Raw genomic sequence first — 15534 nt, 5'->3', positions numbered from 1 at the left:
GTGAATCTTTCGATGCGGAGTTTTCGGATATGAGGCGGGTTGTCGTCACGGGTCTCGGCATGGTCTCGCCACTCGGCTGTGGCGTCGAGCCGACCTGGAAGCGCATCCTCAACGGCGAAAGCGGTGCGCGCAGGATCGAGAGCTTCGATGTCTCCGATCTGCAGACCAAGATCGCCTGCACGGTCGTGCGCGGCGACGGCTCGAACGACAGCTTCAATCCGGACAAGTGGATGGAGCCGAAGGACCAGCGCAAGGTCGACGACTTCATCATCTTCGGCATGGCCGCGGCCGGCCAGGCGCTCGAGGACGCCAACTGGCATCCCGAGACCGAAGAGGACAAGTGTGCGACCGGCACCATGATCGGCTCCGGCATCGGCGGCCTCAACGGCATCGCCGATACAGCAATCCTGCTGAAGGAGCGCGGACCGCGCCGGGTGTCGCCGTTCTTCATTCCGGGCCGGCTGATCAATCTCGCCTCCGGCTACGTCTCGATCGCGCACGGGCTGAAGGGACCGAACCATTCGGTGGTCACGGCCTGCTCGACCGGCGCGCACGCGGTCGGCGATGCCGCCCGCCTGATCGCGCTCGGCGATGCCGACGTGATGGTCGCAGGGGGCGCCGAGTCGCCGATCAGCCGCATCGGCATTGCCGGCTTCAACGCTGCGCGCGCGCTGTCGACCGGGTTCAACGAGACTCCCGCGAAAGCCTCGCGTCCCTACGACAAGGACCGTGACGGCTTCGTGATGGGCGAGGGCGCCGGCGTCCTTGTTCTGGAGGAGCTGGAGCACGCCAGGCGCCGCGGCGCGAGGATCTATGCCGAGGTGATCGGCTATGGTCTGTCGGGCGATGCCTATCACATCACGTCGCCGTCGCCCGATGGCGATGGCGGCTTCCGCAGCATGTCGGCCGCGCTCAAGCGTGCCGGGCTGACGCCGTCCGATCTCGATTACATCAACGCGCACGGGACCTCGACGCCGCTCGGCGACGAGATCGAGCTCGGCGCGGTCGAGCGTCTGCTCGGCAACGCCGCCTCCAAGGTCGCGATGTCCTCGACCAAGTCGTCGACCGGCCATCTGCTCGGCGCGGCCGGTGCGATCGAAGCGATTTTCGCGATTCTGGCGATTCGCGATAATGTCGTGCCGCCGACGATCAATCTCGACAATCCGTCGGTCGAGACCGCGATCGATCTCGTGCCGCACAAGTCGAAGCAGCGTGAGGTCAACGTCGCGTTGTCAAACTCTTTTGGTTTTGGCGGTACCAATGCGTCGGTGATCGTCCGGCGCCTTGTCAGTTAGTTTGTGTTTGAGACGAATCCACCGTTTTGCCGTATTCGGCGATAGTCATGGACGTGGGCGCGTGCGTTTTTGGCAGGGCAAGCGATTGTCGGGCCGCGATTGAACCGGCAGGATTCAGGTTGTTTCGATGAGTGAAAGGCCGCCCATTTCACCCCGGAGTCCGCGGGCCGCGCTCGAGCCCGAGCAACTTCCGCCGCCGCCCAAGCGGTCGGACCGCGCGCGCAATCCGTTCGTCGTCGTCGGCAACGCCATCATCACCCTTCTGCTGATCGCCATGCTCGGCGCCGGCGGCGTCTATTATTATGGCCGCCAGGTGCTCGAGGCGCCCGGACCGCTGAAGGAGGACAAGATCGTCAACATCCCGCAGCGTGCGGGCAAGCGCGACATCGCCGAGACGCTGAACCGGGAAGGCGTGACCGACGTCAATCCCTGGGTGTTCATCGCCAGCGTCGCCGCGTTGAAGGCGAGCTCGGACCTCAAGCCGGGTGAGTATTCGTTCCAGAAGAACGCCTCGCTGCGCGACGTCATCGCCACCATCGTCGAGGGCAAGGTGGTGCAGCACGCCGTGACGATTCCCGAAGGCCTGACCTCCGAGCAGATCGTGGCGCGGCTGTCCGACAACGATATCTTCACCGGCAGCGTGCGCGAGCTGCCGCGCGAAGGCACGCTGCTCCCGGAGACCTACAAATTCCCGCGCGGCACCCCGCGCGAGCAGGTGGTCCAGCGCATGCAGCAGGCGCACAAGCGTGTGCTGTCGGAGATCTGGGAGCGCCGCAATCAGGACATTCCGGTCAAGACGCCGGAGCAGCTGGTCACGCTGGCGTCCATCATCGAGAAGGAAACCGGCAAGGCGGACGAGCGCAGCCGCGTCGCCGCGGTGTTCGTCAACCGGCTGAAGCAGCGGATCAAGCTGCAGTCCGACCCGACCATCATCTACGGCCTCGTCGGCGGCAAGGGAACGCTGGGCCGGCCGATCAAGCGCAGCGAAATCACGCAGCCCTCGCCCTACAACACCTACGTGATCGACGGCCTGCCGCCGGGCCCGATCTCCAATCCGGGCCGCGCCTCGCTCGAAGCTGCCGCCAACCCGGCCCGCACCCGCGACCTCTATTTCGTCGCCGACGGCACCGGCGGGCACGCCTTCACCGAGACCTACGACGCGCACCAGAAGAACGTCGCCAAGCTCCGCGCGATGGAGAAGCAGATCCAGAACGACACGGTCGAGCCGCCCGAGGACGCGCAGCCGCCGGCGGCTGCCGTGCCCGGCGCCGCCGACGCGCCGACCGCGACCACGCCGGCACGGCCCAATCAGCAGAAGAAGCCGCCGGCGGCGCGCCCGGCTGGTCCCGCCAATTCTGCACCGGCCCGGCAGGGCGCGGTGCAGGGCTCGCCGCCGGTGGTCCAGCGCTAAAAGCCCGCGCGCAGACCAGCTGGCGGGCATTACGCATTCCACTTTCCGGCAAAATAGTCTTAAGATTCGCGTGGCTTGATGGCCTCGCGAATCCCGTGTTCCTGGAGAATCTGAACTGATGGCGCTGTCGTCCATGACCGGCTTTGCGAGATGCCACGGCGCGAGCGGGCCGTATACGTTCGAATGGGAGTTGAAGTCGGTCAATGCCAAGGGCTTCGACTTGCGCGTGCGGCTGCCGCAGGGGTTTGACGAGCTCGAGGCCCATGCCAAGAAGCGCGCGGGCGAGCTGCTCTCGCGCGGCACCGTCTATGCCAATCTCACCGTCAAGCGCACCAATGCCGCCGCCACCGTCCGCATCAACGAGGACGTGCTCAACGCGGTGCTGAAGGCCGCCGCGCTGATCTCGGGGAAGGTCGACGCGGTGGCGCCGAGCATCGACGGCCTGCTCGCCATCAAGGGCGTCGTCGAGGTCGCCGAGCCCGAGGGCGACGAGGAGGAGGACAAGGCGGCGCGCGCCGCGGCCGCCGAGGCCTTCGACAAGGCGCTCGACGAGCTCGTTGCGATGCGCAAGCGCGAGGGCACTTCGCTTGGGCAGATCCTGACCCAGCGCGTCGACGAGATCGAGCAGCTGGCGAAGAAAGCGGAGGCCGCGCCCGGCCGCAAGCCGGAGGCGATCAAGGCGAAGCTCGCTGAGCAGATCGCAGCGCTGCTCGACACCTCCGACCGTTTCGATTCCGATCGCCTGATGCAGGAAGCGATCCTGATCGCCACCAAGGCCGACATCCGCGAGGAGCTCGACCGCATCGCCTCCCACATCGCGCAGGCGCGCGAGCTGATCGGCAAGGGCGGCCCGATCGGGCGCAAGCTGGATTTCCTGGCGCAGGAGTTTCACCGCGAGGTCAACACCTGCTGCTCGAAGTCGAACGACATCGAGCTGACCAACACGGGCCTCGCCATGAAGAACGTGGTCGAGCAGTTCCGCGAGCAGGTGCAGAATCTGGAGTGATCGATGACAACGGGCGGTCACGGAACTGACGGTGTCGAGCGACGCGGATTGATGTTCGTGCTGTCCTCGCCATCAGGCGCGGGCAAGACGACGCTGTCGCGCATGCTGATCGACCGGATGCCGGGCTTGAAAATGTCGGTGTCTGCGACCACGCGCGCGATGCGGCCGGGCGAGGTCAACGGCAAGGACTATACGTTTGTCGACAAGGCGACGTTCGATGCCATGGTGAAGGCCGACGAACTGCTGGAATGGGCGACGGTGTTCGACAACAACTATGGTACGCCGCGCGGTCCCGTGGATGCGGCGTTGTCGGCCGGCCAGGATGTGCTGTTCGACATCGACTGGCAGGGCACCCAGCAATTGAAACAGAAGGCGCGCGCCGACGTCGTCAGCGTCTTCATCCTGCCGCCCTCTGCCGCCGACCTCGAGAAGCGCCTGCACTCGCGCGCGCAGGATTCCGACGAGGTGATCCGCAAGCGGATGAGCCGTGCCAGCGACGAGATGAGCCACTGGGCCGAGTACGATTACATCGTGATCAATCACGCGGTCGACGAAGCCTTCGCCGAGGTGCAGTCGATCCTGAAGGCCGAACGGCTCAAGCGCGAGCGGCGGATCGGCCTCGTAGGCTTCGTGCGAAGTTTGCAAGGTCAGCTTCAAGGTTAGGCCGCGACAGGCGCGGGCCTTCCTTCGCCAGCTGTTCCAGCATCGTCGTGATGACATCGACGTCGACCGCGTCGGCGTCGCGATCGGCCGGCACGTCAGTGCGATCCCCGGCGTCAGTTCGATGCTTGACAGCTCGATCCTTGATAGCAAGATCCTTGGCGGTTCGATCCTCGGCGCTCTCGTTGGCGGCGGGCTTGGGGACCGCAGCCACGATCTCGAATGCGCCTTCGAACATCTTGCCCTCGCCCTCCCGGCGTGTGGTCGTTTCCCGCTCTGCGGCCGCGGCGGCAACACGCGACTTGCGGGCTTCGATCAGATGGATCTCGCGGCGGATCTCGGCGAGTTTCGTCACTTGCTTCGTCGCCTGCGGACGCGCCGCATCGAAGTCGATCGGGCGCGGCGGCTGCAAGTCGGCCGGCCCCGCATCGCGCCAGGGCGGGCGGCTTGCGTCCTGCGCCTCCCGGTCACCCCAATAGCCATGACGGTCGGCGGACTGGACGCGAACGCGGGCACCGGCGAAGCGGTAGATCAGGCTGCCGAGAATGCCGGCGAGCGTCAGCGCGCCGCCGATTACGAGCAGCAGCTTCTGAACCGAGCCGGCTGGCTTGTCGGTCGGGTTGGTGTCTGCCGCTGCGGGCGCCACGGGTGAGGGGGATTTCGCCGGCTTTGCGGCCGGCTGCGCGGCTGCGGCCACCACGGCAGGCGCCGGCGGCGGTGCGGGCGGAGGGGACGCCGTCGACACATCGGGCCAAGGCGAAGCGGGCGAGGCGGGCTGCTGCTGCGCGTTGCTCTGGGGCGCCTGGTCCGCAGTGGGTTGCGGCGCCGGTGCGGCTGCGGCCTGCATCACAGCGCTTGGCGTCTTGGCGGCGGCACCGTTCCGTGGCGCCAGATATTCGGCGCGCGCATCCTGCACGGGGGGGTGCTGCTGCGGGGTCGGCTCTGCCGCCGGTGTATCGGCCTGCGCGGTTTGCGCGGCCTTTGCGCTGTTCTTGTCGCCCGCTGCGCGCAGATACCAGCATTGCCGTTTCGTCGCGCGATCGAGGCGATAGTACCAATGCTGTCCCTGCGGCGCGACGCCCTTCGGCGAAGCGAGGCAGTCGGCAGCCGGATTGGCCGCGCTCGTGGCGGTCGGCGCGTTCTGCGACACCGCGGCTAGTGGTGCACCCGCTATGATGCTGGCGACGAGGGTCGAAATGAACTTTGCGGCGCGGTTGCCCATCCTGGTCTCCCGGTTACGCATGACGCAACTCTCAACGAGCCCTTTCTCGTCAAAGACTTGGGTGGCAATGAGCCGCAAATCCGGAGAGGATGTGGCTTGAATCGGGCCTGTGCGGCGTTCGTTCCGCCGTGAATTCAGGCTTTTCCCTTACTGCTTGGTCGAGCTCCAGGTTCCGCCGCAGCCGTCGGAGCGGCGCCACGTCCCGGATCCGCTGCGACCGGAGAGGCGGCCGGAGCTGGTGAAGGTCACGCCCTCGCCTCGTCCCTGCGTGCTGACAGAGCCGCTTGGGCTCACGGTTCCAGTCACGCCTTCGCCGATCACCCGGCCCGAGGTGACCACGACGGCGCCGCTGACCGAGCCGCCGCAGCCGACGCTAGTGACGACCCAGGCGCCGTCAAAGCTGCCACCGCCACCTCCGCCGCCGCTTCGCCGTGACGAGGAACGCGATTCCTCGGCCGGCTTGCTCCGGCGTGCAGACGGAGCCGGCTCGGCCGAGCGGTCCGACCGCGAGCCCGACAGCGACTTCTCGTCATTGCCGATCGAGCCGCCGGCGCTGCCGGATTGCGCCAAGGCCGGCAGTGGGGCGATGGCGAGGTTGAGAACGAAGGCGAGGGCAGTCGCACGGCTGACAGCATCGCGCATGAGCAAAAGATCCAAATGAAAAGGTATCAGCGGCCGGAGCCGTCGGCACAGACGGATCCGATAATCCGGCAAGCTTTGCCAGCCTTGCCGCATTCGTCAAGCGCGGCGTTCCTGGCGCGCTGCACGCCCTCGCGCTGGACCAGCGACCACGATTTGTCGGAAATGGCGAAGGCGCCGCAGCTGTTGCCGTAGAACGAGAGCTCGATGGGGCATTTGGCGCCGCCGCAATTGCCGCGCGCATCCGCTACCGCCGCGCGCCGCGAGGCGTGATTCCACGACATGCCCCATTTGCTGCTGTCGGGCCCGTAGACGATCGAGCCCCAGGGCTTCAGATCCTCCATCTTGCGCATCCGCAGCAGCAGGCCCTCGGTCGCTTCGCCCGTCGGCGCCATCGCGATGCGCTGCTGGAGTTTGGTGATGGCGCGCGTCATCCCGTCGGGCGTGTCGGGATCGAAATTGAGCTCGTACAGCCGCTCGCTCAATTCGCTGAGCAGCGCCGCATCGCGCAAGGGGACGCGGTCAGGATCGGCGCGCAGACGCTCCGCAGGTAGGGGATCGGCTTGCATCGCTGCAACCTGCGGCGGTGCGGCTTGCGCCGGCGGTACGAAGTAGAACGTGCCGTCGATCGGCGAAGACGACACCCAGGGCTGCTGTGCACCTGCGGTCGCGCGCTTCACGGCAAGGCCGACCTGGTTGAAGGTCTGAAACACGTCGAGGCCGGCGACCCGGATCGTCGTGGCGAGTGCCTTGGTGTAGGGGCTGTGGCCGTCGCTGCCGTCCTGGGCGACGTTGCCGGGTTGGGTCGCGTAGGAGATCAGCGTGCCCTCGGGCGCGCGCATCTGTGCAAGACCGCCGTCGGAGGCGCGCAGGCCGCGCGAGCCGAACGGGTTGTTGCGACAGGCATCGAGGATCACGAGGTTGAGCCGCGTGCCGGAGCCCTGCATCTGACGCAGCACGAGATTGACGTCGGTCATCTGGAAATCGACATCGGCCTCGCGGGTGGGATTGGCGCCGACAGGCACCAGATAATTGGAGCCGGCGACCTGCACGCCGTGGCCGGCATAGTAGAACAGCGCGACGTCGGCGCCCTGCACCTGCCGCCCAAAGTTCTGCACCGCGATGTCCATCGCGCCCTTGTCGAGATCGAGCTGGGCCCGTCCGCCGACCAACGTGAAGCCGAGCGCGCCCAGCGTCTGGGCCATCAGGCTCGCATCCTTGGACGGATTGTCGAGCGGCGTGATGTTCTTGTAGGCGGAGTTGCCGACCACGAGCGCGATGCGCTTCTCGGCAGATGCGGGTTGAGCGGCGGCGAGCGTGGCGGCGACCAGTGCTGCCAGCTTCACGACGCGATTGAAAATTCTCGCGCGCATTAAAATTCCCCAAAGCAATGACGCCAGTCTAACAGCTGGATGCCGGGGCGAAAAGCGGTGCGACAGCCAGCGGCGGCTAGAGCGCCTGCTGTTAATCCGTCATCCCGGTGCGGGCCATGCGTCGCCTGCCAGGTCGGGCCGCCACGTCACAGTTGGGACTTGACGCACAGACCCAGGGCGTCACCACACGACTTCTGTTTCCTGGATCGTTCTACGTTTCTCGCTGGCCTCGCCCCCGCGTCCAGAAACTTCTCGCCTCTGCAGCCGTTGTTTCGCGGCTGAGGAGACGTCATGCCGGTCAAGGATCAGATCAAGAATTTTGCCAAGAAGCTGGTGGAGGAGCAGCCCGATGCGGCGACGCTGCGGGGGCTGGTGCGGGCCCGCAAGCCGACCGCTATGCATTTTCGCGACGATGGCATCGTGCCGAACCATCCGCGCTTCCCGGCGCTGCTCTATCGCGGCGCGGTGAAGCTGAACGGTCGGCGCTTTCCGCCCGAGGTCGTCATCGACACGCTGTTCGACACCAACGGCTGGGGCCGGTCGTGGCGCGACACCGTGTACGACTTCGTCCACTATCATTCCCAGATCCATGAAGTGATGGGCGTGGCGCGCGGCACGGCGAGGATCGAATGCGGCGGCATCAAGGGCCGCATCCTGAAACTGAAAGCGGGCGACGTGCTGGTCCTGCCCGCGGGCACCGGCCACCGGCTGATCGAATCTAGCCGGGACTTTCTGGTCGTCGGCGCCTATCCGCAGGACGGCACCTACGACGAGTGCACCGACACGCGCGAGCGTCCGGACGCGGTCAAGCGCATCGCCAAGGTCCGCAAGCCGAAGACGGATCCCGTGCAGGGGAGCGGCGGGCCGCTGCTCGCCGCGTGGCGGGCCGCTCAGCTCAGATAGTCCGGCGTGAAATCCGCCAGTCTCCGCAGCTCGTCGGGCTGGAGCAGCTCGACCTCGCTGCCTTCCCAGGCGATCAATCCACGGTGCCTCAGCTCCTGGATGGTACGGTTGACGTGGACGATCGACAATCCGCAGGCGTCCGCGACGTGACGCTGCGTCATCGGCATCTGGAAGCAATTGTCCCTGACGAGGCCGACGATCTCCAGCCTTGCGGCGAGCTCGCAGATGAGGTGCGCGACCTTGGGCAGCGCCGCCTGTGCGCCGAGGCGGGCGATCCATTGCCGCGAGATCGCCGCGTCGATCAGCGTCTCGCGCCAGAAGGCTCGGGTCAGGTGGGCCGAGCCGTCGAGCAGCTGGCGGAGCTGGCTGTGGGCGACGGTGCCGACGATGGTCGGGCCGAGCCCCACGAGGTCGGCGTCCATCGGCGAGACCAGCAGCGTGTGCAGGCACGGCATGTCGCCGGGAACATGGAAGGCGAGCGTCTGGCTGCGATCGCCGACGATGCGCGACTGGTAGAGGAAGCCGCTGACGATGAAGACGCAGCGGGTCGCGGCCTCGCCCTGGCGCAGCACGATCTCGCCGTCGGCGACCTGGCGCAGCGTGGACGGCAAGTCCGCGATCTGCCGGCGCTCGTCCTCGGACAGGCCTTCGATCGCTTGGAGACGGGCGATGAACTTCAGATGCGGCATGAGCCTCGCGTGCCGCTTCAGCCGTCCCGCGGCACCGGCGCCTCGGCCAAGCGACGCGACAGTTTCGCAAGCGTCCAGTCGGAAACCGGCACGGAGCGGAACTCGCGGATGGCGCGGGCGAGCTCCTGATCCGACATCGGCCGGACCGGCTCCCTCAGCGTTCCCCTGAGCAAGGCCTCGCTGATGCTGTCCAGATGCTCGCCGGCATCGGACGCGAACAGGCGGCGGATGCGCTCCAGGAGAGTATTGCTGTTCATGAGAAGGCCGGCTCGGTCCGAAGTCGGGGGAATGGCGTGGCTGCGATCGATGCGTCGCAAGCCGGTTAGCAACCTGTGCTTCCGATCTGCGTTCTAGTCCGCTGAACGCAGGCCGGACGTATCATTTGATAGAACCGGCGCTATTTTGGGCGGCGCCATGGAAAAAGCTCACGACGTGCTGATACGGAACCTCGGCGAGCATACCGTGCTCGCAGAGGAGGATATCGCTGAGATTCGCGCGCTGACCTTCATGGTGCGCGATTTCGCACCCAATGAGGATTTCATCCGTCAAGGCGACGAACCCGAGCATTCCGCTCTGGTCGTCTCCGGCATGGTTGCCCGCTATCACCTCCTCGGCAGCGGGGGGCGGCAATATCTGGCGTTCCACCTCACCGGCGATCTTCCGGATGCGCAGGGGCTGTTCCTCGATCAGATGGATCACGGGCTCAGTGCGCTCGGGCCGGCGTCGGTCGCATTCATCCCGCACCGCGAATTGTTCATCGCGTTCCGGCGGCGACCGACCTTCGGGCTCGCAGTCTGGCGCGAGACGCTGCGCGACGCCGCGATCTTTCGCGAGGCCATCACCAACAACAGCGCCCGGCCGATGCAGACGCGCATGGCGCATCTGTTTTGCGAGCTGTTCTACCGTGCCCGCGCGGCGCAGCTGGTGCGCGGCAATCGCTGCCGCATGCCGATCAGCCTCGCACAGCTCGGCGAGACGCTCGGCATGGCGATCGCGACGGTGAACCGGACGCTCGCAGATCTCAGGCGCAGCGGCGCGATGGATCTTCGCGACGGCGAGCTGGTCGTGCAGAAATGGCGCGAGCTGCAGCGGCTCGGCGATTTCAGTCCGGCCTATTTGCATCTGAAGCGGCAGTCGCCGCGTCAGGGGTGATACGGAGGCGTCAGCCCTCCGCGAGTGCCGCTCCACCGTGTACCTCGTGGAAATGCTTCTTCACCCAATCGTTGCAGCCGCAGGCTTTCGCTTCGAGCGCTGCTGCGTCGAGGATCAGGATGGCGCCGCGGCGGGTCGCGAGGATGCGCCGCGCCTTGAACATCTGGATGACGCGGCTGGCATAGCTGCGGGAGACGCCCAGCATGCCGGCGAGCTGCTCGTGGGTGAGGGGAATCTCGGCTCCGCCGATATGTTCCTGGGTGGAGATGATCCACTTGGCGGCCCGCTGCTCGATCGAATGCGCAGCGTTGCAGGCCGCGGTCTGCAAGAGCTGCGCGAACTGACAGTCGGCGTAGCGCGCGAAGGCCTCCTGGAGCGTCGCCGACCTCTGCTGCGCCTGCTCGAGCGCGCGCAGCGGGAGCCGCATCAGGGTGCCGCCGAGCTTCACGATCATGCGCGAATAGGCGAGCGAAGGGCTGCGGCCGGCGGCGATGCCGACCGCACCCTCGCTCCCCACCAGCAGGCTTTCGACCTCGCGGTCGTCCTCGACCGGCACGGCGAACGACACCAGCGCGGGACCGCATGGAAAATGGACCGCGGCGATCTGGTCGCCGGCGTGATGCAGGACGTCGCTCGCCTCGAGTTCGATCGGCTGGAGGTGAGGCGCGAGCAGTTCGAAATCCTGATGATTGAGCTGCCGGAGCAGATCGTTCTGGGGCCGACCGGTCACATTGTGTTCTCTTGGGCGGGCCGGGAATCGGCGCCAGCGGCAAACCTACGTTTCCGCGGCGGAACCGACGGTTCCAAAGTGCACACAACGGACGTTCGAACGTTGAAAACTAGAGCACGGCGTCGCGGGCCTCAGTGGGCTGGACGGCAGCGAGGATCGTCAGCCGCAGCGGACTTCGCGATCCCCCGTCAGTCGGCCTTGTGCCGCAGCGGCGCGGTACGCGTCGATCGCCCGGTTGGCGAGCATCAATTGCCGGCGCTCACCGGTTCGAAGCTGGGCCTCGATGACGTCGAGCAGGAAGTTCGCGCTCGCGTCCGGCGGCCCGAGCTCGCCGCTCTTCTCCAGGCAGCTCCAGGCGATGAAGAATGCGCTTTCGACGGTGCAACGGATCGACATGCGCAGCCAACGCGGCGCGGCCGCAGGCGTTCCGTGCGGCGGGCGAGACTTGCGTTTGACCCGCCGCCGCGGTCAGTTCTTCAGGACGATGCGGCCGACGACCTTGCCGGCGCGCAATTCGTCGATCCATTTCTGCACGTCGCCCATCGGCTCCTCGCGCATCGGCGTCGGCTTGATCTTGCCGGCGCGGGCGAGTGCCATCAGCTCGTGGGCCTCGGCGAGCGTGCCGACCATGAAACCTTCGATGGTCATGCGCTTGTAGACCCATTGCACCATCGGTAGCGTGAACTGGCCGCCCATCAGGCCGGAGACCACGATCTTGCCGCCCCGCGCGACAACGGCGACGGCAAAGGCCATCGACTTCTCGTTGCCGGCAAAATCGACGATCTCGTCGAAGCCGCCCTCGGTCTCCTTCAGGATGCGCTTGATAACATCGGGCTCGGCCGGATCGTAGGCGACGGCGGCACCGTTCTTGAGTGCCGTCTCGCGCGCGGCCGGCGAGAGGTCGGCGACCGTGATCGGCTGCTTGAACATCGCCTGCGCGAACGACAGGCCCATCATGCCGACGCCGCCGAGGCCGATCAGCAAGAGATTGCGCTGGCGCGGACGGTCGACCAGGCGCTTGAGCGCGCCATAGGCGGTAACGCCCGAGCACATCAGGGTCGCGGCCTGGTTGACGGGCAGGGGATCGTAGTCGAGCAGATATTTGGCGTCGGGGACCAGAACGTGGGTGGCGAAGCCGCCGTCAATGGAGACACCGAGGAAGCGCTGCTTGACGCAGAGGTTCTCGTCGCCATTGGCGCAGTCGCGGCACTGGCCGCAGCCGATCCACGGAAACACCGCCTTCTTGGCGCCGACGAGCCCGGCCGGAACGTCGGGGCCGACCTCGTCGACGACGCCCGCGATCTCGTGGCCGAGCGTGAAGGGCAGCGTCATGCCGCGCGTGGTGTCGAGCTTCTTGCCGCCGCCGAGATCGGCATAGCCGTCCTGGATGTGGAGATCGGAGTGGCAGAGGCCGCAGCGCTCGATGCGGACCAGGACCTCACGGCCTTGCGGCTTGGGCGTGTCGACGATGGTCTCGCACAGCGGCGCATCGAACTTGACCAGGGACTGCCGACGCATCAACGCCATTTTCTTTCCTCCGGAATTCTTGGTTACTCGGTTTCGCTGCGTATATCCGCCAATTCGCGCGCCATGGCAACAAAGCCGGAGATGGGGACGGTCTCGGCGCGCCGCGTCGCGTCGACGCCGGCGGCTCGTGCAAGCCGTGCGGGATCGACGCCGAGCGATTTGAGGCTTTGCCGCAGCATTTTCCGGCGCTGGCCGAAGGCGGCGGCGGCGACCTGCTCGAGCAGCCTGCGATCGCAGGCAAGCGGCTCTGCGCGCGGCTTGAGGCGCACCACGGAGGAGGTGACCTTCGGCGGCGGCACGAAGGCGGACGGCGCAATGTCGAACAGGATCTTGGTCTCGCAGCGCCAGTTGGCGAGCACGCCGAGCCGGCCATAGGCCTCCTCGTCCTCGCGCGCGACGATGCGCTCGCCGACCTCGCGCTGGAACATCAGCACCATCATCTCGTACCAGGGCGGCCACGGCTCGGTGGTGAGCCAGTTGATGAGAAGCTGGGTCGCGATGTTGTAAGGCAGGTTGGCGACGATCTTGGCGCGTTGGCCCGCGAGCAGCGGGCGCGGATCGAAGGTCATGGCATCGCCATGCACGATCTCGAGCCTGTCGGGGTAGCGCGCGGAAATATCCTGCAAGGCCGGGATCGCGCGCTCGTCGTGCTCGATGGCGATGACGCGGCGGGCGCCGAGCGCGAGCAGCGCCCGCGTCAGCCCGCCGGGGCCGGGGCCGATCTCGACGATGGTGGAATCCTCGAGCGGCGCCGCCGCACGCGCGATGCGCGCGGTGAGATTGAGGTCCAGCAGGAAGTTCTGGCCGAGCGATTTCCTGGCCGACAGCGCATGCTGGCGAATGACCTCGCGCAGCGGCGGGAGGTCGTCGATCGCGTTCATCAGCTTGTCGCAGCCGCCATGCGGCTGGCGAGCCGCAGCGCGGCGATCAGGCTCGCCGGATTGGCCTTGCCCGTGCCGGCGATGTCGAAGGCGGTGCCGTGATCGGGCGAGGTGCGGATGAAGGGCAGTCCGAGCGTGACGTTGACGGCGTCATCGAAGGCGACGGTCTTGATCGGGATCAGCGCCTGGTCGTGATACATGCAGACCGCGCAATCATAGGTTCGTCGCGCCGCCTCGTGGAACATGGTGTCGGCGGGCAGCGGCCCTCTGGCCTCGATGCCGTCGTTGCGCAGCGCTTTCAGCGCCGGGGCGATGACGGTCTGCTCCTCGTGGCCGAGCGAGCCATCCTCGCCGGCATGGGGATTGAGCCCGGAGACTGCGATGCGCGGCCTTGCGATGCCGAAGCGGGACTTCAGCTCGGCGGCGACGATGCGGACGGTCGAGACGATCAGCTCGCTGGTGAGCTCGCCCAGCGCATCGCGCAGCGAGACGTGGATGGTCACGGGCACGACGGCGAGCTGGGGCGACCACAGCATCATCACCGGCTGCGGCACGCGGCCGTTCTCCGCGGCGAGCTCGGCGAGGAATTCGGTATGGCCGGGATGACGGAAGCCGGCGCGGTAGAGCACGCTCTTGGCGATCGGGTTGGTGACGACGGCGCCGGCACGGCCCGCGCGCACGTCGAGGACCGCCTGCCGGATCGAGGCGAGCGCGGCCGGCGCGCTGGATGAATCGGGCTTGCCGGGCTCGGCGGTGGCGCGCTCGCCGGTCGCGACCACGGGCAGGGCGTCCGTGAACGCGGAACCCGCTTCACTGGGGCTCACCGCGGCGATCCTGATATCGGCGCCGAGCACCTTGGCGCGGCGCGCGATCACGGCCTCGTCGCCGAGCAGATAGAAGGCGGGCAGGTTCAGCTCGCCCCGCCTGAGCCAGGCCGCGATCGTGATGTCGGGGCCGATGCCGGCGGGCTCTCCCAGGGTGAGGGCAAGGGGCTTGGCTGCAAGGGGCTTGGTTGCGGACTCGGTGGGGGGCTCTGAGAAGGGCTTGGCCATCAGCGGTTGCGATATTCGATCATCGCCGCCTTGCGCAGCTCGTCGAGATAGGCCTTCTGCGTCTTCTCGTACTTCTCCTGATACATCTTCTCGCGGACCTCACGCTTCTTCGGCGTGTCGATCATGGTCGGCTTGCGCGAGCACAGCACCACCATCTCGATGCCGTTCTTGGTCATCTCGGGCGCGGTCAGGCGGCCGATCGGGGTGTCGTCCAGCACCTTGCGCAGCGGCTCCGGCAGCTCTGCGGTGGTCTTGGTGACGGTGTCGCGGATGGTCGCGTTCGGGGTCGAGCGGAACAGCGAATTGGCCTCCTCGCAGCTCCCGACGCGGGCGCGATAGGACTCGGCTTCTTTCTTCCGGGTTTCCAGGAACGCCGCCGACGAGCCGCGCGGGACGATCAGCACGATCGGCTGCATCTTGTACTCGGTGCCCTCGACCTGGAGCTTTTCGCCGGTCTGCGCCTGCACGGCCTGCGCGACGTCGCGCTCGCCGACCAGCAGCTTCTCCTTGAAGCGGCCGCGCACGAGGCTGCCCCAGACCATCTCGGCCCTCATGCGGCTCTTCAGCGTCTCCGGACGGATGCCCTTGGATTCGAGCATCTTGGTGAGCTGATCCGGCGTGACGCGCATGCGCTGCGCCGTGCTGTCATAGGACTGGTTGATGTCGGAGACGCTCGGATCGACGCCGTATTTCTTGCCTTCCTTGATCTTGACCTTGTCGTCGATCAGGACGTTGATGACCTCCTGCCGGCTGGGGGTCTTCTGTGTCGACAGCTGGTCGAGCTTGATGCGCTGCTCGATGTCGAAATCGGTGATGGGATCGCCGTTGACCATCACGGCGATGTTCTGCGCGCGCGACGGCGAGGGCAGGGCGGCTAACATCAGCCCGGCAGCGATGGCGAGAAGGAAGCGGAAGACAGGCAATGGCGTCGTCATGATGTCGCTCGCATGTCAGCCGCGTCTAGATAGGGCAAACGCGGCCGGCACTTCAAACT

At 66.8% G+C, this 15534-nt stretch carries 17 protein-coding genes; 6 read left to right on the top strand and 11 right to left on the bottom strand.

The genetic code is table 11. From position 1 onward, the window contains the following. Positions 1-29 precede the first annotated feature (29 nt). The 4 genes from fabF (at position 30) to gmk (ending at position 4375) form a co-directional block, all read left to right on the top strand. On the top strand, positions 30-1295 hold the full coding sequence (gene fabF / locus P0R31_RS20535) for a beta-ketoacyl-ACP synthase II (protein WP_275515889.1): 1266 nt from the start codon (positions 30-32) through the stop codon (positions 1293-1295). 127 nt (positions 1296-1422) lie between these two features. Then, entirely contained in the window at positions 1423-2706 is a 1284-nt protein-coding gene (mltG, locus tag P0R31_RS20530; protein ID WP_275515887.1) for an endolytic transglycosylase MltG, read from the top strand. Between the two features lie 118 nt (positions 2707-2824). Further along, positions 2825-3712, top strand: a complete 888-nt coding sequence (locus P0R31_RS20525; RefSeq protein ID WP_036034031.1) for a YicC/YloC family endoribonuclease — start codon at positions 2825-2827, stop codon at positions 3710-3712. A 3-nt stretch (positions 3713-3715) separates the two neighbouring features. Beyond that, positions 3716-4375 carry a guanylate kinase gene (gene gmk / locus P0R31_RS20520; RefSeq protein ID WP_057028965.1) on the top strand — a complete coding sequence of 220 codons (660 nt, stop codon included), beginning with the start codon at positions 3716-3718 and terminating at the stop codon, positions 4373-4375. On the opposite strand, the gene P0R31_RS20515 is transcribed toward gmk, so the two are convergent. The 3 genes from P0R31_RS20515 to P0R31_RS20505 all read right to left on the bottom strand — a co-directional run bounded on the left by P0R31_RS20515 (position 4308) and on the right by P0R31_RS20505 (position 7606). Further along, positions 4308-5594, bottom strand: coding sequence for a hypothetical protein (locus tag P0R31_RS20515; RefSeq protein WP_275515885.1), 1287 nt, complete (start codon positions 5592-5594; stop codon positions 4308-4310). The two genes, gmk and P0R31_RS20515, sit on opposite strands and share 68 nt — an antisense overlap. Positions 5595-5741: 147 nt before the next feature. Continuing rightward, a complete protein-coding gene (locus tag P0R31_RS20510) occupies positions 5742-6236 on the bottom strand; it encodes a hypothetical protein (protein WP_275515883.1) in 495 nt (164 codons plus the stop codon). 26 nt (positions 6237-6262) lie between these two features. Next, complete coding sequence (locus tag P0R31_RS20505; RefSeq protein WP_275515882.1) at positions 6263-7606, bottom strand: caspase family protein; 1344 nt, start codon at positions 7604-7606, stop codon at positions 6263-6265. 291 nt (positions 7607-7897) lie between these two features. Here P0R31_RS20505 and P0R31_RS20500 point away from each other — a divergent pair, with 291 nt between their 5' ends. Beyond that, positions 7898-8509: a cupin gene (locus tag P0R31_RS20500; RefSeq protein WP_275515881.1), complete on the top strand. Its 612-nt coding sequence runs from the start codon at positions 7898-7900 to the stop codon at positions 8507-8509. On the opposite strand, the gene P0R31_RS20495 is transcribed toward P0R31_RS20500, so the two are convergent. Together P0R31_RS20495 and P0R31_RS20490 are read right to left on the bottom strand one after the other, a co-directional pair. Continuing rightward, entirely contained in the window at positions 8497-9198 is a 702-nt protein-coding gene (locus P0R31_RS20495; RefSeq protein WP_275515880.1) for a Crp/Fnr family transcriptional regulator, read from the bottom strand. The two genes, P0R31_RS20500 and P0R31_RS20495, sit on opposite strands and share 13 nt — an antisense overlap. Before the next feature lie 17 nt (positions 9199-9215). Next, on the bottom strand, positions 9216-9455 hold the full coding sequence (locus P0R31_RS20490; RefSeq protein WP_275515878.1) for a hypothetical protein: 240 nt from the start codon (positions 9453-9455) through the stop codon (positions 9216-9218). A 157-nt stretch (positions 9456-9612) separates the two neighbouring features. On the opposite strand from P0R31_RS20490, the gene P0R31_RS20485 reads away from it, so the two are divergent. Beyond that, a complete protein-coding gene (locus P0R31_RS20485; RefSeq protein ID WP_275515876.1) occupies positions 9613-10350 on the top strand; it encodes a Crp/Fnr family transcriptional regulator in 738 nt (245 codons plus the stop codon). A 10-nt stretch (positions 10351-10360) separates the two neighbouring features. Here the strand turns inward: P0R31_RS20485 and P0R31_RS20480 are convergent, their stop codons facing one another. The 6 genes from P0R31_RS20480 to P0R31_RS20455 form a co-directional block, all read right to left on the bottom strand. Continuing rightward, positions 10361-11080, bottom strand: a complete 720-nt coding sequence (locus P0R31_RS20480) for a Crp/Fnr family transcriptional regulator (RefSeq protein ID WP_275515875.1) — start codon at positions 11078-11080, stop codon at positions 10361-10363. A gap of 159 nt (positions 11081-11239) precedes the next feature. Further along, on the bottom strand, positions 11240-11476 hold the full coding sequence (locus P0R31_RS20475; RefSeq protein ID WP_275515874.1) for a hypothetical protein: 237 nt from the start codon (positions 11474-11476) through the stop codon (positions 11240-11242). Between the two features lie 72 nt (positions 11477-11548). Continuing rightward, a complete protein-coding gene (locus P0R31_RS20470; RefSeq protein ID WP_275515873.1) occupies positions 11549-12607 on the bottom strand; it encodes an alcohol dehydrogenase in 1059 nt (352 codons plus the stop codon). A 23-nt stretch (positions 12608-12630) separates the two neighbouring features. Then, a complete protein-coding gene (rsmA, locus tag P0R31_RS20465; protein WP_275515872.1) occupies positions 12631-13488 on the bottom strand; it encodes a 16S rRNA (adenine(1518)-N(6)/adenine(1519)-N(6))-dimethyltransferase RsmA in 858 nt (285 codons plus the stop codon). Next, positions 13488-14540 carry a 4-hydroxythreonine-4-phosphate dehydrogenase PdxA gene (pdxA, locus tag P0R31_RS20460; protein WP_275515871.1) on the bottom strand — a complete coding sequence of 351 codons (1053 nt, stop codon included), beginning with the start codon at positions 14538-14540 and terminating at the stop codon, positions 13488-13490. Before pdxA ends, rsmA begins: the two co-directional genes overlap by 1 nt. Beyond that, a complete protein-coding gene (locus P0R31_RS20455) occupies positions 14540-15475 on the bottom strand; it encodes a SurA N-terminal domain-containing protein (protein WP_275515870.1) in 936 nt (311 codons plus the stop codon). Before P0R31_RS20455 ends, pdxA begins: the two co-directional genes overlap by 1 nt. Positions 15476-15534 lie beyond the last annotated feature (59 nt).

Origin of the sequence: Bradyrhizobium yuanmingense (assembly GCF_029167105.1) — a bacterium.
In the GTDB taxonomy this organism is placed as follows: domain Bacteria; phylum Pseudomonadota; class Alphaproteobacteria; order Rhizobiales; family Xanthobacteraceae; genus Bradyrhizobium; species Bradyrhizobium yuanmingense_A.
The sequence above is the reverse complement of the archived record's forward strand: the minus strand, read 5'-3'. Positions and strand labels throughout refer to the sequence as shown.

What these genes read in the sequence shown, in the direction of transcription:
- fabF (WP_275515889.1), top strand. Translation starts at nt 30, where the DNA reads ATGAGGCGGGTTGTCGTCACGGGTCTCGGCATGGTCTCGCCACTCGGC.
- mltG (WP_275515887.1), top strand. Translation starts at nt 1,423, where the DNA reads ATGAGTGAAAGGCCGCCCATTTCACCCCGGAGTCCGCGGGCCGCGCTC.
- P0R31_RS20525 (WP_036034031.1), top strand. Translation starts at nt 2,825, where the DNA reads ATGGCGCTGTCGTCCATGACCGGCTTTGCGAGATGCCACGGCGCGAGC.
- gmk (WP_057028965.1), top strand. Translation starts at nt 3,716, where the DNA reads ATGACAACGGGCGGTCACGGAACTGACGGTGTCGAGCGACGCGGATTG.
- P0R31_RS20515 (WP_275515885.1), bottom strand. Translation starts at nt 5,594, where the DNA reads ATGGGCAACCGCGCCGCAAAGTTCATTTCGACCCTCGTCGCCAGCATC.
- P0R31_RS20510 (WP_275515883.1), bottom strand. Translation starts at nt 6,236, where the DNA reads ATGCGCGATGCTGTCAGCCGTGCGACTGCCCTCGCCTTCGTTCTCAAC.
- P0R31_RS20505 (WP_275515882.1), bottom strand. Translation starts at nt 7,606, where the DNA reads ATGCGCGCGAGAATTTTCAATCGCGTCGTGAAGCTGGCAGCACTGGTC.
- P0R31_RS20500 (WP_275515881.1), top strand. Translation starts at nt 7,898, where the DNA reads ATGCCGGTCAAGGATCAGATCAAGAATTTTGCCAAGAAGCTGGTGGAG.
- P0R31_RS20495 (WP_275515880.1), bottom strand. Translation starts at nt 9,198, where the DNA reads ATGCCGCATCTGAAGTTCATCGCCCGTCTCCAAGCGATCGAAGGCCTG.
- P0R31_RS20490 (WP_275515878.1), bottom strand. Translation starts at nt 9,455, where the DNA reads ATGAACAGCAATACTCTCCTGGAGCGCATCCGCCGCCTGTTCGCGTCC.
- P0R31_RS20485 (WP_275515876.1), top strand. Translation starts at nt 9,613, where the DNA reads ATGGAAAAAGCTCACGACGTGCTGATACGGAACCTCGGCGAGCATACC.
- P0R31_RS20475 (WP_275515874.1), bottom strand. Translation starts at nt 11,476, where the DNA reads ATGTCGATCCGTTGCACCGTCGAAAGCGCATTCTTCATCGCCTGGAGC.
- P0R31_RS20470 (WP_275515873.1), bottom strand. Translation starts at nt 12,607, where the DNA reads ATGGCGTTGATGCGTCGGCAGTCCCTGGTCAAGTTCGATGCGCCGCTG.
- rsmA (WP_275515872.1), bottom strand. Translation starts at nt 13,488, where the DNA reads ATGAACGCGATCGACGACCTCCCGCCGCTGCGCGAGGTCATTCGCCAG.
- pdxA (WP_275515871.1), bottom strand. Translation starts at nt 14,540, where the DNA reads ATGGCCAAGCCCTTCTCAGAGCCCCCCACCGAGTCCGCAACCAAGCCC.
- P0R31_RS20455 (WP_275515870.1), bottom strand. Translation starts at nt 15,475, where the DNA reads ATGACGACGCCATTGCCTGTCTTCCGCTTCCTTCTCGCCATCGCTGCC.